Annotated in this window: 22 protein-coding genes; all 22 read right to left on the reverse strand. The window is 70.5% G+C overall.

Translation table 11 applies throughout. The features are described from left to right. Positions 1–29 precede the first annotated feature (29 nt). Complete coding sequence (locus P3T41_RS03170; RefSeq protein WP_280687412.1) at positions 30–530, reverse strand: DUF2550 domain-containing protein; 501 nt, start codon at positions 528–530, stop codon at positions 30–32. Between the two features lie 157 nt (positions 531–687). Next, entirely contained in the window at positions 688–1065 is a 378-nt protein-coding gene (locus tag P3T41_RS03175) for a F0F1 ATP synthase subunit epsilon (protein WP_280687413.1), read from the reverse strand. Positions 1066–1248: 183 nt separating this feature from the next. Next, a complete protein-coding gene (atpD, locus tag P3T41_RS03180; protein ID WP_280687414.1) occupies positions 1249–2703 on the reverse strand; it encodes a F0F1 ATP synthase subunit beta in 1455 nt (484 codons plus the stop codon). A gap of 2 nt (positions 2704–2705) precedes the next feature. After that, complete coding sequence (locus tag P3T41_RS03185; protein ID WP_280687415.1) at positions 2706–3620, reverse strand: F0F1 ATP synthase subunit gamma; 915 nt, start codon at positions 3618–3620, stop codon at positions 2706–2708. Between the two features lie 32 nt (positions 3621–3652). Beyond that, positions 3653–5227: a F0F1 ATP synthase subunit alpha gene (gene atpA / locus P3T41_RS03190; RefSeq protein ID WP_280687416.1), complete on the reverse strand. Its 1575-nt coding sequence runs from the start codon at positions 5225–5227 to the stop codon at positions 3653–3655. 164 nt (positions 5228–5391) lie between these two features. Then, positions 5392–6207 (reverse strand): F0F1 ATP synthase subunit delta, encoded by an 816-nt coding sequence (locus P3T41_RS03195; RefSeq protein WP_280687417.1) that lies wholly within the window; start codon positions 6205–6207, stop codon positions 5392–5394. Beyond that, complete coding sequence (locus tag P3T41_RS03200) at positions 6204–6755, reverse strand: F0F1 ATP synthase subunit B (protein WP_280687418.1); 552 nt, start codon at positions 6753–6755, stop codon at positions 6204–6206. The genes P3T41_RS03195 and P3T41_RS03200 overlap by 4 nt, the downstream gene beginning before the upstream one ends. A gap of 35 nt (positions 6756–6790) precedes the next feature. Beyond that, positions 6791–7030: an ATP synthase F0 subunit C gene (atpE, locus tag P3T41_RS03205; protein ID WP_280687419.1), complete on the reverse strand. Its 240-nt coding sequence runs from the start codon at positions 7028–7030 to the stop codon at positions 6791–6793. A gap of 88 nt (positions 7031–7118) precedes the next feature. Continuing rightward, positions 7119–7934 (reverse strand): F0F1 ATP synthase subunit A, encoded by an 816-nt coding sequence (gene atpB / locus P3T41_RS03210; protein WP_280687420.1) that lies wholly within the window; start codon positions 7932–7934, stop codon positions 7119–7121. 300 nt (positions 7935–8234) lie between these two features. Further along, complete coding sequence (locus P3T41_RS03215) at positions 8235–8678, reverse strand: hypothetical protein (RefSeq protein ID WP_280687421.1); 444 nt, start codon at positions 8676–8678, stop codon at positions 8235–8237. Between the two features lie 362 nt (positions 8679–9040). After that, entirely contained in the window at positions 9041–10396 is a 1356-nt protein-coding gene (locus tag P3T41_RS03220) for an MraY family glycosyltransferase (RefSeq protein WP_280687422.1), read from the reverse strand. Positions 10397–10528: 132 nt separating this feature from the next. Further along, a complete protein-coding gene (locus P3T41_RS03225; protein WP_280687423.1) occupies positions 10529–11812 on the reverse strand; it encodes a serine hydroxymethyltransferase in 1284 nt (427 codons plus the stop codon). A 38-nt stretch (positions 11813–11850) separates the two neighbouring features. Beyond that, positions 11851–12519 (reverse strand): protein-tyrosine-phosphatase, encoded by a 669-nt coding sequence (locus P3T41_RS03230; protein ID WP_280687998.1) that lies wholly within the window; start codon positions 12517–12519, stop codon positions 11851–11853. Positions 12520–12539: 20 nt separating this feature from the next. Beyond that, a complete protein-coding gene (locus P3T41_RS03235) occupies positions 12540–13187 on the reverse strand; it encodes an L-threonylcarbamoyladenylate synthase (RefSeq protein ID WP_280687424.1) in 648 nt (215 codons plus the stop codon). 99 nt (positions 13188–13286) lie between these two features. After that, positions 13287–14153 (reverse strand): peptide chain release factor N(5)-glutamine methyltransferase, encoded by an 867-nt coding sequence (gene prmC, locus P3T41_RS03240; RefSeq protein WP_280687425.1) that lies wholly within the window; start codon positions 14151–14153, stop codon positions 13287–13289. 23 nt (positions 14154–14176) lie between these two features. Further along, entirely contained in the window at positions 14177–15253 is a 1077-nt protein-coding gene (gene prfA / locus P3T41_RS03245; RefSeq protein ID WP_280687426.1) for a peptide chain release factor 1, read from the reverse strand. Between the two features lie 172 nt (positions 15254–15425). Further along, positions 15426–15650 carry a 50S ribosomal protein L31 gene (rpmE, locus tag P3T41_RS03250; RefSeq protein ID WP_280687427.1) on the reverse strand — a complete coding sequence of 75 codons (225 nt, stop codon included), beginning with the start codon at positions 15648–15650 and terminating at the stop codon, positions 15426–15428. A gap of 134 nt (positions 15651–15784) precedes the next feature. Further along, positions 15785–16912, reverse strand: coding sequence for an LCP family protein (locus tag P3T41_RS03255; protein ID WP_280687428.1), 1128 nt, complete (start codon positions 16910–16912; stop codon positions 15785–15787). 175 nt (positions 16913–17087) lie between these two features. Further along, positions 17088–19205 (reverse strand): transcription termination factor Rho, encoded by a 2118-nt coding sequence (gene rho, locus P3T41_RS03260; protein ID WP_280687429.1) that lies wholly within the window; start codon positions 19203–19205, stop codon positions 17088–17090. Between the two features lie 632 nt (positions 19206–19837). Further along, positions 19838–20755 carry a homoserine kinase gene (thrB, locus tag P3T41_RS03265; protein WP_280687430.1) on the reverse strand — a complete coding sequence of 306 codons (918 nt, stop codon included), beginning with the start codon at positions 20753–20755 and terminating at the stop codon, positions 19838–19840. Positions 20756–21192: 437 nt separating this feature from the next. After that, positions 21193–22284: a threonine synthase gene (thrC, locus tag P3T41_RS03270; protein WP_280687431.1), complete on the reverse strand. Its 1092-nt coding sequence runs from the start codon at positions 22282–22284 to the stop codon at positions 21193–21195. A 7-nt stretch (positions 22285–22291) separates the two neighbouring features. Continuing rightward, complete coding sequence (locus tag P3T41_RS03275; RefSeq protein ID WP_280687432.1) at positions 22292–23584, reverse strand: homoserine dehydrogenase; 1293 nt, start codon at positions 23582–23584, stop codon at positions 22292–22294. Positions 23585–23649 lie beyond the last annotated feature (65 nt).

A 23649-nucleotide genomic window follows, 5' to 3' on the forward strand; every position in this document is an offset into this window, starting at 1 on the left:
ACGAAGCCTACTCAGGCCTCTCCGGCCGACTACGCGACGTTGACCCGCTGCCCGGGCGGGGCCGCCTCCAGCCAGGCGAGGAAGCCGGTGAGCGCGTCGTCGCTCATCGCCAGCTCCAGCGGGACGCCGTTGTGCAGGCAGCGCAGCACGACGGAGTTGGAGAGCAGGGCGAGTTCCTCCTGGCCCTCGGGGTAGCGGCGGCCGAGCACCTCGATCTCGCGGCGGGGCAGCACCTTGCGGGGGCGGGGGGCGTAGGAGAAGACCCGGAACCACTCGATGTGGTCGCCGCTGTAGCGCCCGATACCGAAAACCCACCCCTTGCCGTCGGTCGCGGGGACCGGGGCTGAGGTGGGCTGTCCGTTCTCGTCGAGATCGGGGAGGGTCGAGGCGTCGGCCGGCATTTTCAGGCGGTAACTGCAGTCGAAGGTGCCGCCGACCCGCTGGATGAGGCGGCGGCGTACCGCGAACGCCACCAGGCCGACCACCCCCAGGGCCACGACCGCCGCGCACACCACAAGGGCGAGGACCATGCTCACCGACCTCCTCGCTACCCGCATCCCCGTTTTGCCGGTCGTATCAACGAAACAACGGCACTGTCCCTACCAACCGATACGACAGTCCCGGGGTCACGCTCACGCGTCCCCGGGACCGTCGGTCAAACCATTGTGCGAACCGCTGTGCGAAACCTCAGGCGGCCTTGCGGCCGGCCGCGACGAGGCGAACCTCGGCGCGCCGCTCGGCGTGCGCGTCGCTCTCGCTCTTGGCGAGCTCCAGCGCACGCTCCGCGCGGTTCACATCGATCTCGTCGGCCAGCTCGGCGATCTCCGCGAGCAGAGACAGCTTGTTGTCGGCGAACGAGATGAAGCCACCGTGCACGGCGGCGATGACGGTGCCGCCATCGGTCGTGCGGATGGTGACCGGGCCGGACTCCAGCACGCTCAGCACCGGGGTGTGACCCGGCATGATGCCGGTGTCACCGGAAGCCGTGCGGGCGACAACGATGGTGGCCGCACCGGACCACACCTTGCGGTCGGCTGCGACCAGCTCGACGTGCAGCTCAGCCAACGTGGGCTCCTAGGCTCTTGCAACGCCCGATTTCTCGGGAGTTTCGGTAAGAATAACGGGCTCGCACCCCTGGCATGAAACGAGGAGCGCGGAGATGACCGGAATCACAGCCCTCGTGCCATGAGGGGTGGTCCCCAGGATGCGGGAACCACCCCTCATGGTCACTCACGGCTGAGCGGCCGGTTACTTCTTGGCCAGCTCGGCGATGTTCTTCTCGAGGTCCTCGATGCCACCGCACATGAAGAAGGCCTGCTCCGGAGCGGAGTCGTACTTGCCGTCCGCGATGCGGTTGAAGGCCTCGATGGTCTCCGACAGCGGCACGGTCGAACCCTCGACACCGGTGAACTGCTTCGCCACGTAGGTGTTCTGCGAGAGGAAGCGCTCGATCCGGCGGGCCCGCTGCACCGTGATCTTGTCCTCTTCGGACAGCTCGTCGATGCCGAGGATCGCGATGATGTCCTGCAGGTCCTTGTACTTCTGCAGGATGCCCTTGATGCGCATCGCCGTGTCGTAGTGGTCCTGCGCGATGTAGCGCGGGTCCAGGATGCGGGACGTGGAGTCCAGCGGGTCGACGGCCGGGTAGATGCCCTTCTCCGAGATCGGGCGCGACAGCACGGTGGTCGCGTCCAGGTGGGCGAAGGTGGTGGCCGGGGCCGGGTCGGTCAGGTCGTCCGCGGGGACGTAGATCGCCTGCATCGAGGTGATCGAGTGACCGCGGGTCGAGGTGATGCGCTCCTGCAGGAGGCCCATCTCGTCGGCCAGGTTCGGCTGGTAACCCACCGCGGAGGGCATCCGGCCGAGCAGGGTCGACACCTCGGAACCGGCCTGGGTGAACCGGAAGATGTTGTCGATGAAGAGCAGCACGTCCTGGCTCATCACATCGCGGAAGTACTCCGCCATGGTCAGCGCGGACAGGGCGACCCGCAGGCGGGTGCCCGGCGGCTCGTCCATCTGGCCGAAGACCAGCGCGGTCTTGTCCAGAACGTTGGAGTCGATCATCTCCTGGATCAGGTCGTTGCCCTCACGGGTACGCTCCCCGACGCCGGCGAAGACCGAGACGCCACCGAAGTTGGCGGCGACGCGGTAGATCATCTCCTGGATCAGCACGGTCTTGCCGACACCGGCACCACCGAACAGGCCGATCTTGCCACCACGCACGTACGGGGTGAGCAGGTCGATGACCTTGATGCCGGTCTCGAACATCTCGGTCTTCGACTCGAGGTCCGCGAAGTTCGGCGCCTTGCGGTGGATCGGCCAGCGCGTGGTGACCTGGGCGTTGAACTCCGCCGGGTCCGCGTTGAGCACGTCACCGAGGGCGTTGAAGACCTTGCCCTTGGTGATCTCGCCGACCGGGACGGAGATCGGGGAGCCGGTGTCGGAGACCGCGGCACCGCGGACCAGGCCGTCGGTCGGCTGCATCGAGATGGCCTTGACCAGGCCGTCGCCCAGGTGCTGGGCGACCTCGAGGGTCAGCGTCTTCTTGCCCGAGCCGTCGGGGTTGTCCACCTCGACGTGCAGGGCGTTGAACATGTCCGGAATGGCGTCGACGGGGAACTCCACGTCGACGACCGGGCCGATGACCCGGGCGACGCGGCCCGTGGCCAGTCCGGCGCCCGTCGGCTCAACAGTGGTGGTCATACTCATTCGCTCCCCGCGCTAGCGTCGGCCAGCGCGTTGGCGCCACCGACGATCTCGCTGATTTCCTGGGTGATCTCGGCCTGACGGGCCGAGTTGGCAAGCCGCGTCAGCGACTTGATGAGCTCGCCGGCATTGTCGGTCGCGCTCTTCATGGCACGCCGGCGGGCGGCGTGCTCGGAAGCGGCCGACTGCAGCAGCGCGTTGTAGATCCGGCTCTCCACGTACCGCGGCAGCAGGGCGTCCAGGACGCCCTCCGCCGACGGCTCGAAGTCGTAGAGCGGGAAGATCTCCGTCTTGGCCGGCTTGTCGTCGCTGAGCTGGACCTCGTCCAGCTTCAGCGGCAGCAGCCGGGCGTCGACGGCGGTCTGCGTCAGCATCGACAGGAACTTCGTCGAGACCAGGTGCAGCTCGTCCACCCCGCCGGTCTCGGCCGTGAAGGCCTCGATCAGCGTGGCGGCCACCGTCTTGGCGTCGCCGTAGGTCGGCTTGTCCGAGAAGCCCGTCCACGACTGCGCGACCGGCAGGTTGCGGAAGCCGTAGTACTGGACACCCTTGCGACCCGCGATGTAGGTGACCACCTCCTTGCCCTCAGCCTTCAGCCGGGCGGTCAGCGCGACCGCCTGCTTGATGGCGTTGGTGGAGTAGCCGCCGGCCAGACCGCGGTCGGCCGTCAGCAGCAGGACCGCGGCCCGGCTCGCGTTCGGCTTCTCGTGGGTGAGCGGGTGCTTGGCGTTGGACCGGGTGGCCACCGCCGTCACCGCCCGGGTCAGCTCATCGGCGTACGGAGTGGAGGCGGCCACCGCGCGCTGCGCCTTGACGATGCGCGACGCGGAGATCATCTCCATCGCCTTGGTGATCTTCTTCGTCGCGGTGACAGAGCGGATCCGGCGCTTGTAGACCCGAAGCTGTGCTCCCATGGGTCGTTACGTCCTTTCCCTCGCTACCGGACTCAGGCCTGCTCGGAGAGCAGCTTGCCATCAGCCGTCGTGAAGCCCAGCTTGAAGGCCGTGATCGCCTCGGTCAGCGCGTCGACCGTGCCGTCCTCCAGCTTCGAGGTCTCCACGATGCCGCTGAGGACCGGCTTGTGCTCGATCCGCAGGAAGTCGAGGAACTCGCGCTCGAAGCGGCGGATGTCGGCGACCGGGACGTCGTCCAGCTTGCCGGTGGTGCCGGCCCAGATGGAGACGACCTGCTCCTCGACCGGGAACGGCTGGTACTGACCCTGCTTCAGCAGCTCGACCATGCGGGCGCCGCGCTCCAGCTGGGACTTGGAGGCCGCGTCCAGGTCGGAACCGAAGGCGGCGAACGCCTCCAGCTCGCGGTACTGGGCGAGGTCCAGGCGCAGCCGGCCGGCCACCGACTTCATGGCCTTGATCTGGGCGGAGCCACCGACGCGGGAGACCGAGATGCCGACGTTCACGGCCGGGCGGATGCCGGCGTTGAACAGGTCGGACTCCAGGAAGCACTGGCCGTCGGTGATCGAGATGACGTTGGTCGGGATGTACGCCGAGACGTCGTTGGCCTTGGTCTCGATGATCGGCAGGCCGGTCATCGAGCCGGCACCCAGCTCGTCGGAGAGCTTGGCGCAGCGCTCCAGCAGGCGGGAGTGCAGGTAGAAGACGTCACCCGGGTAGGCCTCGCGGCCCGGCGGACGGCGCAGCAGCAGGGAGACGGAGCGGTAGGCCTCGGCCTGCTTCGACAGGTCGTCGAAGATGATCAGGACGTGCTTGCCGTCGTACATCCACTCCTGGCCGATGGCCGAACCGGTGTACGGGGCCAGGTACTTGAAGCCGGCCGGGTCGGAGGCGGGAGCGGCCACGATGGTGGTGTACTCCAGCGCGCCGGCCTCCTCCAGGGCGCCGCGGACGGCGGCGATGGTGGAGCCCTTCTGGCCGACGGCGACGTAGATGCAGCGGACCTGCTTCTTCGGGTCGCCGGAGCGCCAGTTGTCCTTCTGGTTGATGATCGTGTCGATCGCCACCGCGGTCTTGCCGGTCTGGCGGTCGCCGATGATCAGCTGGCGCTGGCCGCGGCCGATCGGGGTCATCGCGTCGATCGCCTTGATGCCGGTCTGCATCGGCTCGTGCACCGACTTGCGGACCATGACACCGGGGGCCTGCAGCTCCAGGGCGCGGCGGCCGGTGGCGGTGATCTCGCCCAGGCCGTCGATCGGGGCGCCCAGCGGGTCCACGACACGGCCGAGGTAGCCGTCGCCGACCGGCACCGAGAGGATCTCGCCGGTGCGGTGCACCGTCTGACCCTCCTCGATCCCGCTGAACTCACCGAGGATGACGACACCGATCTCGCGGGTGTCGAGGTTCAGCGCGAGGCCGAGGGTGCCGTCCTCGAACTTCAGCAGCTCGTTGGCCATGACCGAGGGCAGACCCTCGACATGGGCGATACCGTCCGCCGCGCCAGTGACCGTGCCGACCTCTTCACGCGAGGCGGCGTCCGGCTGGTACGACTGGACGAAGTCGGCCAGTGCGGACCGGATCTCCTCCGGCCGGATCGTAAGCTCCGCCATCAGGCTTCCCTGCTCTCCTAGGTTGCGATCCTCGGCCCGCCCAAGGAGGGCCGCAAGTATTCGATCCTCGGCCGGTGCTGTTGGACCGGCCGTTCGTATGTGCCGGCTGTCCCGTGGGATGGGACCGGCGCCCGACCGAGGGTCGGATGTGCTGTGCGGGTGGCTCAGCCTTCGAGGGCCTGGCGAGCGCCTTCGAGGCGGCTCGACACGGTGCCGTCGATGATCTCGTCACCGATCTGCACCCGGACACCGCCGACGACCTCGGGGTCGACGTCGATGTTCAGGAGCACCGCCCGGCCGTACAGCTTGGCCAGCGCGCCGGCGAGGCGCTGCTTCTGGCCGTCGCTCAACGGGACCGCGGTGGTGACCAGGGCCACCACGCGGTCACGGCGGTCGGCGGCGAGCTTGGAGTAGGACTCCAGGCCCTGCTCCAGGCTACGACCACGCGGGTGGGTGACCAGAGAAGTGACCAGACGGACGGTGCCCGGCAGGGCCCGGTCGCCGAGCAGCTTCTTGACCAGCCCCGCCTTGGCGGCGGCGGTGGCCTTCGGCTCGGTCAGCGCGGCGCGCAGCTCGTGCGAGCCGGCCACGATCCGGCCGAACCGGAAGAGCTCGTCCTCCAGGTCGTCCAGCTTGCCCGCCTGCTCCGCGGCGATGACCTCGGCGTAGGCGGCCAGCTGCTCGACCGAGTCGACCAGGTCGCGCGAACCGGACCAGCGGGACCGGGCCAGGCCGGCGACCAGGTCGACGGTCTCGCCCGACACCTGGCCACCGAGCAGCGAGGTGACCAGCCCGGCCTTGTCCTGACCGGACCGCGAGGGGTCGGTCAGGACCCGGCGCAGCGAGACCTCGCGGTCCAGCAGCACCGTGACGGAGCCGAGCTCCTCGGCGAGCTTGGCCGCGTCCACCGAGGTGTTGTCGGTCAGGCTGTCGAGGTTCTCGCGACCCGCGGCGAGTGCTTCGCGGCTGGCGCCGATCACTTGGCGACCGCCGCGCTCGCGTCGGCCTTGGCCTCCAGGTCACCGAGGAAGCGGTCGATCACGCCGCTCTGCCGGGCGTGGTCCTCCAGGGACTCACCCACGATGCGGGAGGCCAGCTGCGAAGCGAGCGACCCCACGTCCTGGCGCAGGGCGGCAGTCGCCTGCTTCTTGTCGGCCTCGATCTGCGCGTGGCCGGCCGCGACGATGGCCTCGCGCTGGCGCTGGCCCTCCTCGCGCATCTCGCCGATCAGGGCAGCGCCCTGCTCGCGAGCGTGCTCGGTGATCCGAGCGGCCTCGTGACGCGCCTCGGCGAGCTCGGCGCGGTACTGCTCAAGCAGGGCCTGAGCCTCGGCCTGTGCGGCCTCGGCGCGCTCCATGCCGCCCTCGATCTGGTCCCGGCGCTCCGCCAGCACCTTCTCGATGCTGGGGAGGAGCTTCTTGCCGAGCAGACCGAAGACCACGAAGAAGCAGATCAGGCCGATGATGAGCTCAGGCGTCTTGGGGATGAGGGGGTTGAAATCCTCAGCCGCCAACATCGTGAGCGACATATCTGGACCTTCCGTCCGGTGGGGTAACGGCAGGATTACTTGGTGCCGTAGACGAACGGCATGACGATGCCGATCAGGGCGAGCGCCTCGGTCAGCGCGAACCCGATGAACATGTTCGAGCGGATCAGGTTGGCAGCCTCGGGCTGGCGGGCCATGGCCTGCACACCGTTGCCGAAGATCAGACCGACACCGATGCCGGGGCCGATCGCGGCGAGACCGTAGCCGACCGACGCGATGGAGCCGTTGACCGAAGCGAGGTGCTCGACGAGTGCCATCTCTTGTGTCCTTTGCAGGGTGGTGAGCCGGTGGTGGTTGGCCACCGGACGATTCAGAGGGGAGGTGTGGCCGAGGGCCGCAACCGGCTCAGTGCGCTTCTTCCAGCGCACCGGCGATGTAGCTGCTGGCCAGCGTCACGAAGATGTAGGCCTGCAGGAACTGGACCAGCAACTCGAACGCGGTCAGGCCCAGGGTCACCACGAACGAGGTGGTCCCGTACAGCGCGCCCAGGCTCGGGCTCAGCAGGTACCAGGTCGCGACGGAGAAGACCACGATCAGCAGGTGGCCGGCGAACATGTTGGCGAACGCACGGACTGCGAGCGTGAACGGCCGCACGAAGATGTTCGAGAAGAACTCGATCGGGACCAGGATGAACATGACCCAGCCCGGGACGCCCGACGGCCAGCAGAGGTTCTTCAGGCCGCCGACGAAGCCGTGCTTCTTGAAGGTCAGGCTCATGTAGGTGAGCCAGCAGACCAGGGCAAGACCGGCCGGCCAGGCGATCACCGCGGTGACCGGGAACTGGGCGAACGGGATCACGGACATGATGTTCATGATCCACACGAAGAAGAAGATCGAGACCATCATCGGGACGTACTTCTCGCCCTTTTTACCGATGTTCTCGAACACGATCGCGCGCTTGACGAAGTCGTAGCCGATCTCACCGACCAGCTGGAGCTTGCCCGGCAGCACCTTGGGCTTGGCGAACGCGGCCCAGAAGAAGCCGATCACCAGCAGGGCGCAGATCATCGACAGCAGCATCGGCTTGTTGAAGCCGAAGCCCGCGACCGTGAAGATCGGGTGGAACTGGAACTCGTTCAGGCCGGGGGCCGGGAAGCCGCAGCCGGAGAACAGGTGGCAGCCCCCAGAGGCAAGCGGCTGCGTGAGCTGGTCAGCACTCACCACGGACTCCTTCGTCGTGACGCATGGTTACGGCAACCTCGGTGTGTCGGCGCGGCCTGCGGCCACGGAGCGGCACTGGAACTTGATGGGTTTCTCGGGGACCCGGCGCGCCGGCACAAGATGTCGGCGCGGGATCTTTCAAGACTGCGCGAGTCCGGGGGGCGATCCGTCCGGTCGGTGTGCACGCACCGCTCGGCGGGACCTGGCCGCTTCCCGTACTCCGTTGTTGCGACGGACGATAGCAGCCTGTCAGGACCGCATAAACACCGCCCCCCTCGCGAGGGGGACAGCAACCACTGATCACTGTTGACGCTCCGACTTCGACGGATCGTCAGACTTCCGCTGGGCGGAATCGTTCTCGACGTAGAAGATCTTGGCCTTGAGCGAGGCGCGCACCGAACCGGCGGTCCAGATCAGCGCGCAGCCGAGCAGCGTGAAGCCGAAGACCTTGGTGTCGAAGAGTGTCGTGTCCTTGAACACCGCGAGAACGATGCCCACCGCGATGATCTGGGTCATGTACACCAGGAGCGCGGCGGCCATCATCATCTGCGGGTTGTTCCTGGTCAGCCGGTCCAACGCCCACTGACCGAAGCTGAAGAACCCCATCACCAACAGGGTCGCGACCAGGGCGCCGATCAGCCCCTTGCTCCCCACCACGGCGGCGGAGATCGCGACAGCGAGCACACCGGCGACCGCAGTGGGGATTGCGGCGCCGCGGATGATCCGGGCGTCGTGGGACGGCATGTCGGCAACTCCGGCGGCATGTCGAGGACGGGGGACTGCTCAGCAGAAAGACGAGAACAAGGATGGCGCACCGGTGCGGGGACACCGGACCGAGTGAGACGGCCGCGAGACCGGCCGGCGAGCGGCCGGGGCTGGTCGACGCAGACCCACTGGGGACGGAAGTCCTTCACCACTGGGTCTTTCGGCGTGTTCTCGGTACTCGTGAACGGTATCACAAACTATTTGATGAGAGCTTTACCATGTTCGTGTGGCCCCTGTCACACCGATGGCCCAGCAGTGCCGCCGAACGGGTGAAGCAGATGGAGCAAGGAAGTTGAGGCTACGTCAGCTCGGTGACAGCACCGGCGCCGCCGGCGCCGCGGTCAGCGCTGCGGGTGCTCGCCGACCGCGCTCGCGCCGGTGCCCAGCCGGCCGAGCAGCTCCTGGTCGTTCATCGAGAGCTCGGCCATCGCGGGCAGCTCCTCGTACAGCGGGCCGACCGGCGCCGCGCTCGGGGCGCTCGGCGCCTGCTGCGGCTCGGCCACCCGCGCGGCCGCGGCCCGGGCGCCCTTGCGGTAGCGCGGCGGCACGAAGGACTGCACGGCGGCCGGCGCCTTGGGGCGGAACCACGGCAGCAGCAGCACCACGATGCCGACCAGGCAGAACCCGGCACAGGTCAGCACCACGGTGCGGCCGGTGTCGGTGAACGAGAAGGCCACCGTGCCGAAGGCGATCAGCGCGGCCCAGAAGTACATGATCAGCACCGCGCGGCTGTGCGAGTGGCCGATCTCCAGCAGCCGGTGGTGCAGGTGCTGCTTGTCGGCGGCGAACGGCGAGCGCCCGGCCCAGGTGCGGCGCACCACCGCGAGCAGCAGGTCGGCCAGTGGCAGCGCGATCACCGCCAGCGGCAGCAGCAGCGGGATGTAGATCGGCACCAGGATGTGGGTGGTGACCGTCTGCGAACCGCCGGCCTGGGCGGTGATCAGGTCGGGGTCGACGCGGCCGGTCACCGAGATCGCCGAGACGGCCAGCATCAGGCCCAGCATCATCGAGCCGGAGTCGCCCATGAAGATCCGGGCCGGGTGCAGGTTGTGCGGCAGGAAACCCAGGCACATGCCGATCAGCAGGGCGCTGAACAGCACGGCGGGCGCCGCCTCGCTGATCGAGTAGACGTACCAGAGCCGGTAGGAGTAGAGGAAGAAGGCCAGCGCGGCGATGCACACCATGCCGCCGGCCAGCCCGTCCAGTCCGTCGATGAAGTTCACCGCGTTGACCATGACGACCACCAGGGCGACCGAGATCACCATGCCCAGGGTCGGGCTGAGCGCGACCGGGCCGACCCCGGGGACCGGGATCGAGATGACCGTGATGCCCTGATAGACCATCACGCCGGCGGCGATCATCTGGCCTCCCAGCTTCACCAGCGCGTCCACGCCCCACTTGTCGTCCAGCACGCCGAGCACCCACATGATGCCGACGCCGGAGAGCAGTGCCTTGATGTCGGAGGAGTCCTGGTGGAACACCTTGCCGAGGTTGTTCAGCTGGAAGGCCACCAGCAGCCCGGCGCAGAGACCGCCGAACATGGCGATGCCGCCCAGCCGCGGGGTCGGCTCGCGGTGCACGTCGCGCGCCCGGACCGGCGGCATCGCGCCGGCGATGATCGCGAACTTGCGGACGGGGCCGACCAGCAGGTAGGTGACGGCAGCCGTGCAGAAGACCACGAGCAGGTACTCACGCACCGCCGGCCTCCTTCCGCGCGCGCAGCCGGGTACGTACGGAAGGTACTTCCGCACGGCTGAGGGGTTCGAGGTGCGTCGCCACGGCACCCACCTTATTGAGTCGGACGAGCGTGGCGTGCATCGCGGTTCGGTCTAACGGTCGCCGGTTGCCCCGAACTCGCCGACCAGCTCCCGCACCCGGGCCGCCGCCGGGGCCGGCGCACCCCCGCTGAGCAGGGCTCCGATCAGTTCGCCGACCTCCGCGAGCTCGCCGGCGCCGAGTCCGAGGGCGGCCGCCGCGCCGGTGCCGAGTCGGATTCCCGACGTCTCCGCGGCCGGCGCCGGGTCGAATGGCACCGCGCACTTGCCGAGCAGCAGGCCCGCCGCCGCGCAGCGCCGCTCGGCCTGCGCCCCGGTGAGCCCCAGCGGGGCCACGTCGGCGGTCACCAGATGGGTGTCGGTGCCACCGGTCAGCGGGCGGGCACCGGCCCGCTCGAGGGCGGCCGCCAGGCCGCGTGCGCCGTCCACCGCGCGCCGGATGTACGCGCCGAACTCCGGCGTGCCCGCCTGCGCGAACGCGACCGCCTTGGCCGCCACCTCGTTCATCGCCGCGCCGCCCTGGGTGAACGGGAAGACCGCCCGGTCCACCCGATCGGCCAGTTCCGCGGTGCAGAGCAGCAGCCCGCCGCGCGGGCCGCGCAGCAGCTTGTGGGTGGCGGCCACCACCACGTCCGCGTACGGCACCGGGGAGGGCACCACGCCCGCGGCGACCAGACCGGTGATCTGCGCGGCCGTGGCGACCAGGTAGGCGTCCGCCTCGTCGGCGATCTCCCGGAAGGCCGCCCAGTCCAGCTGCCGGGGGTAGGAGATCGAGCCGGCGATGATCGCCTTCGGCCGGTGCGTCCTGGCCAGCTCGCGGACCTGGTCGAGGTCGACCAGCCCGTCCGCCTCGCGCACCCCGTAGCCGATCACGTCGAACCAGCGGCCGGAGAAGTTGGACCGCGAACCGCAGGACAGGTGCCCGCCGTGCTCCAGCGACATCGCGAGCACCGTGTCGCCCGGCCGCAGCAGCGCCGCGAAGGCCGCCAGCATCGCCGAAGTCCCGGACCTGGGCTGGACGTTGGCGTGATCGGCGGCGAACAGCGCGCGGGCCCGGGAGATCGCCAGCAGCTCGGTGGCATCCGCCACGGCGCAGCCCGTGTGGTGCCGGTGGCCGGGATAGCCCTCGGCGTACTTGTCGATCAGCGGGCCGGCCAGTGCGGCGCGGACGGCCTCGGTGGCGAGGTTCTCCCCCGCCAGCAGCTGCAGGCTGTTGGCCCGCCGCTCGGCCTCCGCCGAGAGCAGGTCGGCCAGTTCGGGATCGGCCGCGCGCAGCGCCGTCGGGGGCTCCCAGACGTGGCGTGCTTCGAGACCGTGCGCGGCATCGGTGAGGGTCATGGCGGCGCTCCGGGGCCGTTCGGGCGGTGGAGTCCAGCCTAGGACCGCCAGGGCCGCTGGGCCTGATGACGCGGAGCCGGTACGCCCGTCAGGGCGGTCACCACCGGGTCGAGCGCGTGGAATATCTCCTCGCCGCAGTTGCGGAACATGCCGATCGGCGCACCGTACGGGTCGCCCACCTCGTCCGCCTCCGGCGAGGAGGCCAGCAACCAGCCGCGCAGCGCGGCGGCCGCCCGGACCAGGGCGCGGGCCCGCTCGGTGACCTCGGCCCCCGAGCCCACCTCGGGCAGGGTGGCCGGGTCTATCGACCGGACCAGCCGGGTGAACTCCTTGAGCGTGAAGGTGCGCAGGCCCGCCGCGTGCCCCATCGAGATCACCTGGGCGCGGTGGTCCAGGGTCGCGGTGAGCACCAGGTCGGCCTCCACCACGTGCTCGTCGAGCAGCTCGCGTCCGGCGAAGTTTCGGCTGTCCACGCCGTACTCACCGAGCACGGTGGCCGCGTGCGCCTCCATCGGCGCGCCCTCGTGCCCCCAGGTCCCGGCGCTCTCCACCACGATCCGCCCGGCCGCCCGCTCGCTGAGCCGGGTGTCCAACTCATGACGGGTCAGCCGCTCGGCGATCGGCGAGCGGCAGACGTTGCCGGTGCAGACGAAGAGGATCCGGAAGTAGTCGGAGGGGCGCGGGGAGACGGCGACGTAGGAGGGCAGCCGGTCGTGGAGCGAGGCCGTCAACTGCCGGCCTCCAGGTCGGGGACGACCTCCCTCAGCTGCTCGATGCTCACGGCACCCGCGCGCAGCAGGACCGGCACCTTGCCGGTGACGTCGACGATGCTGGAGGCCAGGCCGTGCTCGGCCGTGCCGCCGTCCAGGTAGATCGCCACCGAGTCGCCCAGCTGGGACTCGGCGTCCTCGCAGTGGGCCGGGGCCGGCTGGCCCGACTTGTTGGCACTGGAGACGGCCAGCGGGCCGGTGGTGTTGAGCAGTTCGATGGCGACCGGGTGCAGCGGCATCCGGACCGCGACGGTGCCGCGGGTCTCCCCCAGGTCCCAGCGCAGCGAGGGCTGGTGCTTGGCCACCAGGGTCAGGCCGCCCGGCCAGAAGGCGTCGACCAGCTCCCAGGCCTGCTCCGAGAAGTCGGTGACCAGACCGTGCAGCGTGGTGGGCGAGCCGACCAGCACCGGCGAGGGCATGCTGCGGCCCCGGCCCTTGGCGGCCAGCAGACCGGCGACGGCCTCCGGGTTGAAGGCGTCCGCACCGAGCCCGTAGACGGTGTCGGTCGGCAGCACGACCAGCTCGCCCCGGCGGATCGCCGAGGCGGCCTCGCGCAGCCCGGTTGCACGGTCGCCTGCGTCTGCACAGTCGTAACGGCGGCTCATCGGAGCAGTCCCCTCTTCGGAGTCACGGTGGAGTCTGAAGTCACGGCGAAGTCTGAAGTCACAGCGAGGTCTTGCGGGCTGTCGTACTGCGCTTATGGTTCACGACCTCGCCCTTCGGGCTGTCGTGAAACGCGGCCGGCCGTTGAGATCCCGGTGGTCGGCCGTGTCCGTCCAGCCGCCCTCCTCGTTGAAGATCCACGGCACCTGCCCGCCCTGGGTGTCCGCGTGCTCGATCACCACCGCGCCACCGGGGCGCAGCAGCCGGGCCGCCACCCGCTCGATGCCGCGGATCACGACCAGGCCGTCCTCACCGGAGAAGAGCGACATCTGCGGGTCGTGGTCGCGGGCCTCGGGCGCCACATACTCCCACTCGGTCAGCGGGATGTACGGCGGGTTGCTGATCACCAGGTCGAAGCGGCCGTCCCAGGAGCGGTCGTCGGCGAAGGCCTCGGTGGCGTCACCGGCGTGCAGGGTGATCCGGTCGCGGTCGGGGCTGGCCTCGATGTTGCGGCGGGTGTAGCGCAGCGCGCCCTCGTCCAGCTCGAAGGCGTGCACCGTGGAGCGGGGCAGTTCCTGGGCCAGGGCGAGGGCGATCGCGCCGGAGCCGGAGCACAGGTCGACCACCAGCGGCTCGGCCACGTCCATCTCGCGGACGGCCTCTATCGCCCACTCCACGACCGTCTCGGTCTCCGGGCGCGGCACGAAGACACCGGGGCCCACTTCGAGCTCCAGGTAGCGGAAGAAGGCCCGCCCGGTGATGTGCTGCAGCGGCTCGCGGGCCTCGCGGCGCGAGATCGCCTCCCAGTAGCGGGCGTCGAAGTCGGCGTCCGGCACGGTGTGCAGCTGGCTGCGCTTGACGTGGTGGATGTGTGCGGCGAGCTCCTCCGCGTCGAAGCGCGGCGACGGCACGCCGGCCGCGGCCAACCGCTGGGTGGCCTGGGCCACCTCGGCGAGCAGCAGGTTCATCCGTACGTACCCCTCTGCGGTGGTTACTGCTCTTGCGCCGCGGCGAGCTTCGCGGCGGCGTCGGCGTCCACGGCGGACTGGATCAGCGCGTTCAGGTCGCCGTCGAGGACCTGGTCCAGGTTGTACGCCTTGAAGCCGGTGCGGTGGTCCGAGATGCGGTTCTCGGGGAAGTTGTACGTCCGGATCCGCTCGGAGCGGTCGACCGTGCGGACCTGGCTGCGCCGGGCGTCGGAGGCCTCCTGCTCGGCGGCCTCCACCGCTGCGGCCAGCAGTCGCGACCGCAGGATGCGCATCGCCGACTCCTTGTTCTGCAGCTGGCTCTTCTCGTTCTGGCAGGAGGCCACGATACCGGTCGGCACGTGGGTGATCCGGACCGCGGAGTCGGTGGTGTTGACCGACTGGCCGCCGGGGCCCGAGGAGCGGTAGACGTCGATCCGCAGGTCGTTCTGGTGGATCTCGACCTCGACCTCCTCGGCCTCCGGGGTGACCAGCACGCCGGCGGCGGAGGTGTGGATCCGGCCCTGCGACTCGGTGGCGGGGACCCGCTGCACCCGGTGCACGCCGCCCTCGTACTTGAGGCGGGCCCAGACGCCCTGGCCGGGCTCGGTCATGCCTCTGGTCTTCACGGCGACCGAGACGTCCTTGTAGCCGCCGAGGTCGGACTCGTTGGCGTCGATGATCTCGGTCTTCCAGCCCACCCGCTCGGCGAACCGCAGGTACATCCGCAGCAGGTCGCCGGCGAACAGCGCGGACTCCTCGCCGCCCTCGCCCGCCTTGACCTCCAGGATGACGTCCTTCTCGTCGTTGGGGTCACGCGGCACCAGCAGCAGCCGCAGTTCCTCGGTCAGCTCGCCCTGCCGCTTCTCGGCGGCCTTCGCCTCGGCCAGGAAGTCGGGGTCCTCGGCGGCGAACTCGCGGGCCGCGACGATGTCCTCGCCGGCCTGCCGCCAGGCCCGGTAGGTGCGGGTGATCGGGGTCAGCTCGGCGTACCGCTTGGACAGCTTGCGCGCGTTGGCCTGGTCCGCGTGCACCGACGGGTCGGCCAGCCGCTCTTCGAGGGCGGCGTGCTCGATGAGGAGCTCTTCGACTGCCTCGAACATGGGGGTTGGCCTACTTCCCGTGGGTACCGGTGTGGGGGGTGGGGAACCTGCTGGAGACTGCTGGGCCTGCTGGACCTGCTCGCACGGCGGGGAACCGCCGGAGACGCCAACGGCGCCGGCCCGGACGCCCCCGCGTGAAGCGGGGACGCCAGAGACCGGCGCCGCGTGAGCGCTAGGACCGGTTGCCGCTGAGGCCCTTGCCGAAGCGGGCCTCGAAGCGGGCCACGCGGCCACCGGTGTCGAGGATCTTCTGCTTGCCGGTGTAGAACGGGTGGCAGGCCGAGCACACCTCGGCGCGGATCACGCCGGAGGTCTCGGTGGAACGGGTGGTGAACTCGTTGCCACAGGTGCAGGTCACGTTGGTGACCACGTACGTGGGGTGAACGTCGGGCTTCAAGGGATGCTCCTAGGTATCGGGAGGGCACCGGGTCGGCGGCGTGTTGCCGCACGTGAACCGGGACCGACGGACCAGTCTGCCAGCACTGACCGCTTCTTCCCAAACCGGTGGGGCCCCGGGGATATTCCGCCGCCTCAGGAGTGGGCCGCGGACGGCCCCGCGGCGCCGGCGGCGGCCGAGCTCCTGGGATCGGCGGGGTTGACCGGCTGGCTGCTGACGATCGCCTGCGGCACGCCCTGGTCGACCCGCAGCGCGGTCCACACCTGCCCGGCCTGCGGCTGCTGGGCCACCACCCGGTTCGGGTCACTGGGCGCGGTGACCACCGGCATGGTGACCATGGTCAGCTGGTTGGTGCCGATCCCCTTGAGCTCCTCGCCCAGGCCGGTCAGCGCGCTCACCGAGGCCAGCTGGGAGTCGGTGGTGATGGACTTGGTCAGGCTGTCGCCGATGGTGAAGAGCTTGGCCGGGTTGCCGAACATCCCGATCGAGCCGATCTGCCTGATGATCGACTTCACCATCTCCTTCTGCAGCTCGATCCGGCCCAGGTCGCTGCCGTCCCCCACGCCGTGCCGGGTGCGCACGAAGGCCAGTGCCTGGTCGCCGCCCAGGTGGGTGGTGCCCGCCTTGAGGTCCAGGCCGCTGTCCTGGTCGTGGATGTCCACCGAGGTGGTCACGGTGACGCCGCCGATCGCGTTGATGAAGTTCGCGAAGCCGGCGAAGTCGATCTCGACGAAGTGGTTCATCCGCAGCCCGGTGAGCTGCTCGGTGGTCTTCACCGCGCAGGCCGCGCCGCCGACCTCGAAGGCGCTGTTGTACATCGCACCGGTGACGGCGGGCACCGGGCTGCCGTTGGCGGCGGTGCAGGCGGGCCGGTTCACCAGGGTGTCACGCGGGATCGAGACCACGGTGGCGGCGGAGTGGCTCTGGTTGACGTGCACCACCATCGCGGTGTCCGAGCGGGCGGTGCCGTCGGTCGCACCGCCGGCCAGCGAGCCGTTCGCCCCCGACCGCGAGTCGGAGCCGAGCACCAGCACGTTGAACGAGCCGTTGGTGGGGGCCGAGGGGCGATTGCTGCCGAGCTGGGAGTCGATGTCGACGCTCTTGATGTTCGAGTTCCACCTCCAGTACACGTAGCCGGCCGTGCCGGCGCCGGCCAGCACCAGGGCCAGGGCGGTGAAGCCCGTCGCCCGCAGCACTCTGGCCCTGCGGGTGCGCACCTTGCGGCGCCTGCCCGGGGTGGGGTTCTGCTCTGCCTCGGCCATCGGTCCAGGTCCTCACGTCGGTCGGCCGCACTGGCTGACCTTTTGAGGATAGATGAGGCATTAGGGCCTTATGTCCCTTTCCTGTCACAGGCCCTTCCGGTCCCACCGCACGCACGAACGCCGCGGGCGGCCACTGGAACCCAGTGGCCGCCCGCGGCGCTGATCCGAGGGACCGTCAGTCACCCGACCCCGGCGTGGTCTTGGCGATCTGCATCAGGAACTCGGCGTTGGACTTGGTCTGCTTCATCTTGTCCAGCAGCAGCTCGATCGCCTGCTGCGAGTCGAGCGCGTGCAGCACCCGACGCAGCTTCCAGGTGATCGCCAGCTCCTCGCTGCCGAGCAGGATCTCCTCCTTGCGGGTGCTGGACGCGTCCACGTCCACCGCCGGGAAGATCCGCTTGTCGGCGAGCTTGCGGTCCAGCCGCAGCTCCATGTTGCCGGTGCCCTTGAACTCCTCGAAGACCACCTCGTCGGCCCGCGAGCCGGTCTCCACCAGGGCGGTGGCCAGGATGGTCAGCGAGCCGCCGTTCTCGATGTTGCGCGCGGCGCCGAAGAACTTCTTCGGCGGGTAGAGCGCGGTCGAGTCGACACCACCGGACAGGATGCGGCCGGAAGCGGGGGCGGCCAGGTTGTAGGCACGGCCCAGACGGGTGATCGAGTCGAGCAGGATCACCACGTCGTGGCCCAGCTCCACCAGGCGCTTGGCGCGCTCGATGGCCAGCTCGGCGACCACGGTGTGGTCCTCGGCCGGACGGTCGAAGGTCGAGGAGATGACCTCGCCCTTGACCGAGCGCTGCATGTCGGTGACCTCTTCCGGACGCTCGTCGACCAGGACGACCATCAGGTGGCACTCGGGGTTGTTGCGGGTGATCGCGTTGGCGATCGCCTGCATGATCATCGTCTTGCCGGTCTTCGGCGGGGCGACGATCAGACCACGCTGGCCCTTGCCGATCGGCGACACCAGGTCGATGATCCGGGTGGTCAGCACGCCCGGGTCGGTCTCCAGGCGCAGCCGCTCCTGCGGGTAGAGCGGGGTGAGCTTGCCGAACTCGGGGCGGTTGCGGCCGCTCTCCGGGTCCATGCCGTTCACCGAGTCCAGCCGCACCATGGCGTTGAACTTCTCGCGGCGCTCGCCGTCACGCGGCTGGCGCACCGCGCCGGTGATCGCGTCACCCTTGCGCAGGCCGTTCTTGCGGACCTGGGCGAGCGAGACGTAGACGTCGTTCGAGCCCGGCAGGTAGCCGGAGGTGCGCACGAAGGCGTAGTTGTCCAGGATGTCCAGGATGCCCGCGACGGGGATCAGCACATCGTCGTCGCCCACCTGCGGCTCGGCCACGGCGCCCTCGAAGCCGTCGCGGCGCCCGCCACGGCGGTTGCGGTCGCGGTAGCGGCCACGGCGGCCGCGGCGACCGTCGCCGAACTCGTCGTCGTCGTAGCCGCCTTGCTGGGCGGCGGGCTGCTGCTGGGCGGCGGCGGGCTGCTGGGCGGCCGGCTGCTGGGCACCCTGCTGGCCACCGTCCCGGCGGTCGGCGCGGTCCCGGCGGCTGCGCCGGTCACGGCGCGACTCGCGACCGTCGGCGCTCTCGCCCTCAGCGCTCTCGGTGCGATCAGCACGATCGGCGCGGTCCGTGCGGTCCGTGCGGGTCTCGGTGCGCTGCTCGCCGCGGTCGCGGCGCTCACGGCGGTCGCGGCGGCCATCGCGCTGCTCGTCGCGGCTCTCGGAGCCGCGGGTCTGCTCGGTGCGGGTCTCGGTGCGCGCCTCGGCCGGCTCGGCGGCGGTCTCCGCACCCACCGCGGTGGAGACGGGGGCCTCGACGGCGGTGGGGGCGGTGGGGGCACCGGCCGCGGCGGTGGCCCGGCGGCGGCCGCGCTCGGCCCGCGCCGGAGCGGTGGTGTCGGGGGCGGCCTGACCCGGGATCTCGATCTGGGCAGGCGCCTCGGCGACGGCCGCGGCAGCGGTGGCCCGGGTCCGGCGGGCCGGCTTCTCGGCCGGCTCGGCGGCGGGGGTGCTCTCCTTGGCGGCCGCCTTGGCCGGCGCCGGAGCGCCGGCGGAGGCGAGCAGCGGGTCGCCGCCGCTCTTCTCCTTGATGGCCTCGATGAGCTGGCTCTTGCGCATCCGCCCGGTGCCGCTGATGCCGAGCGTCGAGGCGAGCTTCTGAAGCTCGGCCAGGACCAGACCGTCAAGGCCTGCGGCAGCGGTGCGGCGGCGCTTGACCGGCGCCGCGGGGGCGGCGGGCGTGTCCGTCGCGTCGGCGTCCGGGCGCGCGCCCATCAGATCGGTGGTGTCGCTCACTAAGGGTCCTTCCCTGGAGCGGACGTCGGCCTGTCTGGCTCGGCGACCGGTTGTGCTGTCTGACCTGCGCTCTGCTGTGCACAGGTCCGATGCGGTGGTCCCTCCACCACGGCGGGGCCGGCTGGGGGGAGAGGTGCGAAGTGCGGTGCACGAGGCACGGTGGTGCGAAAGGCACGGCGGGCGGCCAGTTGGAACAGCACCGCATGCCGACCGCGCTGCCTGCGAAACCCGGGCCCCCGTCGCGTGACGGTCTCCCGCGCTCCGCCCGTTCGGGCCTCAGCTGGAGGCCGGCCCAGGCGGGTGGGGGTCAGGGATCCGACACGGCTTCGGGATGCGGCCGCAATCGCGCAGGCAGGCTGCGTACGCGCTGTGGCGGGCTCCCGGAGAATCGTGGTCCCCGACAACGCCGTGATCCCGCGGCAGCGGGCTCAGAGGAGGGGGACGCGGTGCACCGGGCCCCACGGGGCGCCTGATGCAGCATTGAGGTTAACACTACCGACCCCCTCACACATTCCCCAGCCTGGTGCTTGCCAATCGTGTCCCTCCCGCCGGCCGGACGCCCGCCCAATTGGGCGCACGGCCGTGCGGTCGCCGACCGTGCCGGTAGCGCACGGCCTGGCCTGCGGCAACGGTCATCCGTCCAACGGCAGGACGCCCGCTCCGTCACGGTCGAGCCGAAGCCGGTGGGCTGCGAACGACTCGCCTGCGAACTGCAGCAGCTTGTCCGCGCCGGCCTCGTCGCTCAGCGCGAGCACGGTCGGACCCGCACCGGAGATCACCGCCGGCACGCCCTCCGAGCGCAGCGCGGCCACCAGGGCGGCGCTGTCCGGCATCGCGGCGGCGCGGTAGTCCTGGTGCAGCCGGTCCTCGGTGGCGGCCAGCAGCAGCCCCGGGCGCCTGGTCAGCGCCTCCACGAGCAGTGCGGAGCGGCCGGCGTTGGCGGCCGCGTCGGCCAGCGGGACGGTCTTCGGCAGCAGGCCGCGGGCGGTCTCGGTGAGCACCTCGGTGCTCGGGATGAAGACCACCGGGACCACCTCGGCGGCCGGGTCCAGGCGGACCGCCCTGGCGCTGTCCTCGTCGGTCCAGGCGATGGTGAACCCGCCCGCCAGGCAGGCGGCGACATTGTCCGGGTGGCCCTCCAACTCGGAGGCGAGAGCCAGCATCGCGGCGTCGTCGAGGGCGGCGGGGCCACCGATGGTGACGGCGCGGGCGGCGACGATGCCCGCGCAGATGGCGGCCGAGGAGGAACCCAGGCCACGCCCGTGCGGTATCCGGTTGGCGCAGACCACCTCGAGGCCGCGCGGCTGCCCGCCGAGCCGGTCGAAGGCCGCACGCATCGCGCGGACCACCAGGTGACGCTCGTCGCGGGCGAGCGTCTCGGCGCCCTCCCCCGCGATGTCCACGGTCAGCCCCGAGTCGGCGACCCGGACCACGATGTCGTCGTAGAGGCCCAGAGCGAGTCCGAAGGCGTCGAAGCCCGGGCCCAGGTTGGCGCTGGTCGCGGGGACCCGCACCCGGACGGCGGCGGCACGGAACGCGGGAGGGGCCATGCGGTGGACTCTCCTGAGGAGTGAGGCAGGCCCGTCATGGGGCCCTGCGGTGGTACGGCGGTGGGGGGTGTCAGTGCGCTGCGTGCGGCTCAGGCCCGCCCCGCGGGGCAACGGCCGAGCCATTGGCATGTGCCACACCGCCAGGGTTCAGCGTATCGAAGAGAGGTTCCACAGCGGTACACCCCGCTCCCTCTCGATCTACCGTGTTGCAGGTTATGGCCGGAATCCGGCCCGAATCGGCGTCACAAACGGACATCGCAGGTGCGTCACACTTGCAGTAGAAGGACAACGCAAACAACAACGAAAGCGACAGTGGGGCAGTTACTCACCCGCTTCGGGACAGTCGGTCGTACACCCCTTTCGGGGCATCCGCCCGACGCGTCGGATGGGCCGGTCCCGTGGGACCGGCCCATCCGGTGCACTCGCCCGACGGGGCGTCAGTCCAGCAGCCCCAGCCGCGCGGCGGCCGCCTCGGCGCTGACCGGGACCACGTGCGGCTGCGGCGCGCCGGCCACCGCCCAGTCGGGGTCCTTGAGGCCGTTGCCGGTCACCGTGCAGACGATCCGCTGGCCCGGGTCGACCAGTCCGGCCTCCGCCTTGGCCAGCAGGCCGGCCACGCTGGCGGCCGACGAGGGCTCCACGAAGACACCCTCACGCGCCGCCAACATCCGGTAGGCGGCCAGGATCTGACGATCGGTCACCTTGTCGATCAGCCCGCCCGACTCGTCCCGGGCGGCCTCCGCGAAGGCCCAGGAGGCCGGGTTGCCGATCCGGATCGCGGTGGCGATGGTCTGCGGCTTGAGCACCGGGGCGCCGTCCACGATCGGGGCCGAGCCGGAGGCCTGGAAGCCCCACATCCGGGGCTTGCGGGTGGCCAGGCCGTCCGCCGCGTACTCGCGGTAGCCCTTCCAGTAGGCGGTGATGTTGCCCGCGTTGCCGACCGGCAGGACGTGGATGTCGGGGGCGTCGCCGAGCATGTCGACGATCTCGAAGGCGGCCGTCTTCTGGCCCTCGATGCGCACCGGGTTGACCGAGTTCACCAGCGCGACAGGGTAGTTCTCGGACAGTTCACGCGCGAGGGTGAGGCAGTCGTCGAAGTTTCCGTCCACCTGGAGGATCTTCGAGCCGTGCACCAGCGCCTGGCCCATCTTGCCGAGCGCGATCTTGCCCTGCGGCACCAGCACCGCGCAGACCATGCCGGCCCGCACCGCGTAGGCGGCCGCCGAGGCCGAGGTGTTGCCGGTGGAGGCGCAGATCACGGCCTGGGCTCCGTCGGCCTTCGCCTTGGAGATCGCCATCGTCATGCCCCGGTCCTTGAAGGAGCCGGTCGGATTGGCGCCCTCGACCTTGAGGTAGACGTCGCAGCCGGTCCGCTCGGAGAGCACCTGGGCGGGGACCAGGGGGGTGCCGCCCTCCAGCAGGGTGACCACCGGCGTGCTCGCGTTCACCGGCAGGCGGTCGCGGTACTCCTCGATGATTCCGCGCCACTGGTGGGTCCGGCCACCGACCTTGTCGATCACAGCGTTCATGGCTGTTTCATTCCCCTTCAACCCGCATGATGCTGGCCACATCCCGCACGCTGTCCAGCGCGCGGAGCTTGTCCACGGTCGCCGACAGGGCGGCGTCGGTGGCCCGGTGGGTCACCACGACCAGCGAGGCGTCGCCGTCGCGGCCCTGCTGGCGCACCGTGTCGATGGACACCCCGTGCTCGGCGAAGACCGAGGCCACCTGGGCCAGCACGCCCGCGCGGTCGTCCACGTCCAGGCTGACGTGGTAGCGGGTGATCACCTGGTCCATCGGCTTGGCGGGCAGCTGGGTGTAGACCGAGTGCCCCGGGCCGGTCGCGCCGTTGAGCTTGTTGCGGCAGACCGCGACCAGGTCGCCGAGCACCGCGGAGGCGGTCGGCGCGCCGCCCGCGCCCGGACCGTAGAACATCAGCCGGCCGGCCGCCTCGGCCTCGACGAAGACCGCGTTGTAGGCCTCGCGGACCGAGGCCAGCGGGTGGCTGAGCGGGATCATCGCCGGGTGCACCCGGGCGGTGACCGACTCGCCGTCCACCGCGCGCTCGCAGATCGCCAGCAGCTTGACCACGCAGCCCATCGCCTTGGCGCTGGCGATGTCGGCGGCGGTCACCTCGGTGAGGCCCTCGCGGTAGACGTCGGCGGCGGTGACCTTGGTGTGGAAGGCGATGCCGGCCAGGATCGCGGCCTTGGCGGCGGCGTCGAAACCCTCCACGTCGGCGGTCGGGTCGGCCTCGGCGTAGCCGAGCGCGGTGGCCTCCTCCAGCGCCTCCGAGTACCCGGCGCCGGTGGAGTCCATCTTGTCGAGGATGAAGTTGGTGGTGCCGTTGACGATGCCGAGCACCCGGTTCACCCGGTCGCCGGCCAGCGACTCGCGCAGCGGGCGGATCAGCGGGATCGCGCCGGCCACCGCGGCCTCGTAGTACAGGTCCACCCCGGCCTCGGCGGCGGCACTGTGCAGCTCGGCGCCGTCCTTGGCGAGCAGCGCCTTGTTGGCGCTGACCACCGAGGCGCCGTGCTCGAAGGCGGCGAGGATGAGGTGCTTGGACGGCTCGATCCCGCCGACCACCTCGATCACCACGTCGATGTCGCCGCGCCCGACCAGCGCCTCGGCGTCGGTGGTGATCAGGTGCTCGGGAACGCCCGGACGGGGACGGCCCGCCCGGCGGACCGCGATGCCGGCCAGCTCGACCGGCGCGCCGATCCGCGCGGCGAGGTCGGCGGCGTCTGTCGTCATGATGCGCGCCACCTCGGAGCCCACCACACCACAGCCCAGCAACGCCACCTTCAGCGGCCGCGTACGCATCATCCGACTCCGCTCATCCATCTCGTTTCCGGCGGCATTCAGACGAGCCGCCGGACTTCGGCTTGTTC

Origin of the sequence: Kitasatospora sp. GAS204B, from assembly GCF_029892155.1 — a bacterium.
Classification (GTDB): Bacteria; Actinomycetota; Actinomycetes; order Streptomycetales; family Streptomycetaceae; genus Kitasatospora.

What these genes read in the sequence shown, in the direction of transcription:
- P3T41_RS03200 (WP_280687418.1), bottom strand. Translation starts at nt 6,755, where the DNA reads ATGTCGCTCACGATGTTGGCGGCTGAGGATTTCAACCCCCTCATCCCC.
- P3T41_RS03275 (WP_280687432.1), bottom strand. Translation starts at nt 23,584, where the DNA reads ATGATGCGTACGCGGCCGCTGAAGGTGGCGTTGCTGGGCTGTGGTGTG.
- atpE (WP_280687419.1), bottom strand. Translation starts at nt 7,030, where the DNA reads ATGGCACTCGTCGAGCACCTCGCTTCGGTCAACGGCTCCATCGCGTCG.
- P3T41_RS03185 (WP_280687415.1), bottom strand. Translation starts at nt 3,620, where the DNA reads ATGGGAGCACAGCTTCGGGTCTACAAGCGCCGGATCCGCTCTGTCACC.
- atpD (WP_280687414.1), bottom strand. Translation starts at nt 2,703, where the DNA reads ATGACCACCACTGTTGAGCCGACGGGCGCCGGACTGGCCACGGGCCGC.
- thrC (WP_280687431.1), bottom strand. Translation starts at nt 22,284, where the DNA reads ATGAACGCTGTGATCGACAAGGTCGGTGGCCGGACCCACCAGTGGCGC.
- atpA (WP_280687416.1), bottom strand. Translation starts at nt 5,227, where the DNA reads ATGGCGGAGCTTACGATCCGGCCGGAGGAGATCCGGTCCGCACTGGCC.
- prfA (WP_280687426.1), bottom strand. Translation starts at nt 15,253, where the DNA reads ATGTTCGAGGCAGTCGAAGAGCTCCTCATCGAGCACGCCGCCCTCGAA.
- thrB (WP_280687430.1), bottom strand. Translation starts at nt 20,755, where the DNA reads ATGGCCCCTCCCGCGTTCCGTGCCGCCGCCGTCCGGGTGCGGGTCCCC.
- P3T41_RS03215 (WP_280687421.1), bottom strand. Translation starts at nt 8,678, where the DNA reads ATGCCGTCCCACGACGCCCGGATCATCCGCGGCGCCGCAATCCCCACT.
- P3T41_RS03255 (WP_280687428.1), bottom strand. Translation starts at nt 16,912, where the DNA reads ATGGCCGAGGCAGAGCAGAACCCCACCCCGGGCAGGCGCCGCAAGGTG.
- P3T41_RS03170 (WP_280687412.1), bottom strand. Translation starts at nt 530, where the DNA reads ATGGTCCTCGCCCTTGTGGTGTGCGCGGCGGTCGTGGCCCTGGGGGTG.
- P3T41_RS03235 (WP_280687424.1), bottom strand. Translation starts at nt 13,187, where the DNA reads ATGAGCCGCCGTTACGACTGTGCAGACGCAGGCGACCGTGCAACCGGG.
- P3T41_RS03225 (WP_280687423.1), bottom strand. Translation starts at nt 11,812, where the DNA reads ATGACCCTCACCGATGCCGCGCACGGTCTCGAAGCACGCCACGTCTGG.
- prmC (WP_280687425.1), bottom strand. Translation starts at nt 14,153, where the DNA reads ATGAACCTGCTGCTCGCCGAGGTGGCCCAGGCCACCCAGCGGTTGGCC.